The following is a 1,279-nucleotide window of genomic DNA, read 5'->3' as shown; positions in this document are numbered from 1 at the left end:
GGGTCTGCTGAAGGTTCGGTTGACTTCAAGACTGCTTAGAAAGCAGGAAGGATGGAAGTCATGCCGAAAGTCGTCTACACCGAGGAGTTCCGTCGCACGGCCGTGGAGCTGGTTGCTGGCGGGATGAGCCAGAAGCAGGTCTGCGCGGATATGGGCTGCTCGAAATCTGCGCTGCAGTCCTGGGTCCGGGCCGCGAAGCTCGAAGAGCACGGGATCGAGCCGGCTAAGGACGCTGAGGAGTCTCGGGAACAGGCGAAGATGCTGCGCCGGATCCGTGAGCTGGAGCAGGAGAACAAGGTCCTGCGCGAAGCTGCGGCGTATCTCTCCCAGGCGAATTTGAAGCTGGGTGGGGCCTCCCCAAAATGATGTTCCCGCTGGTCCGTGACCTTGCCGCCGCCGGGGTGCCGGTGGCGGTGACCTGCCGGGTTCTGGGTTTCACCAAGCAAGCGTTCTACAAATGGGCAGCAGCCCCGATTTCTCAGCGGGATTGGGAGGAGGCCCACCTGCTCAACGCCGCAATCGATGTTCATGCTGATGACCCGGAGTTCGGGCACCGGTTCATCGCTGATGAGCTCGCCGCCGCCGGGTACCGGGCCTCTGAGCGGCGGGTGTGGCGGCTGTGCTCACAGCAGCAGATCTTCTCCGCCACTCAGCGCAAGGGCAGGAAGAATCACAAGAAGCCAGGCCCGCCAGTTTGTGATGACCTGCTGGCCCGGGATTTCACCGCCACCAGGTCGAATCAGAAGTGGCTGGTGGACATCACCGAGCACCGTACCGGTGAGGGCAAGCTCTACCTGTGTGCGATCAAGGATGTCTTCAGCAACCGGATCGTGGGCTATGCGATCGATTCCAGGATGAAATCACGGCTGGCTGTGGCCGCCCTGCATGATGCGGTTTCCCGCCGCGGAGGCCTCTCCCAGGTGGCCGGATGCATTGTCCATTCGGATAGAGGGTCGCAGTTTCGTTCACGGAAATTCCAGCGGGCTCTGAAGGGGTACAAGCTGGCTGGGTCCATGGGACGGGTCGGGGCTGCTGGGGATAACGCGGCGATGGAGAGCTTCTTCTCGACGTTGCAGAAGAACGTGCTCAACAGGCAGTCCTGGGCCACCAGGGATCAGTTGCGAGCCCGGATCATTCACTGGATCGAAGCGACCTATCATCGCCGCCGCCGACAGCGGAGGCTGGGTAAGCTGACTCCGGTCGAGTACGAGACCGTTCACAAGGATGCCGTCGCCCTGGCGGCATAAGCCCGACGGTCAACCGAACCTTCAGCAGACCC

1 pseudogene is annotated in these 1,279 nt (G+C 62.0%); it reads left to right on the top strand.

The features are described from left to right. Positions 1-60: 60 nt before the first annotated feature. Positions 61-1,247: pseudogene (locus tag RH857_RS13495) on the top strand (IS3 family transposase). Positions 1,248-1,279: the final 32 nt, after the last annotated feature.

This window comes from Nesterenkonia flava (assembly GCF_031432335.1).
GTDB classification, from domain to species: domain Bacteria; phylum Actinomycetota; class Actinomycetes; order Actinomycetales; family Micrococcaceae; genus Nesterenkonia; species Nesterenkonia flava.
This window is presented reverse-complemented; position numbering and strand designations above follow the sequence as displayed.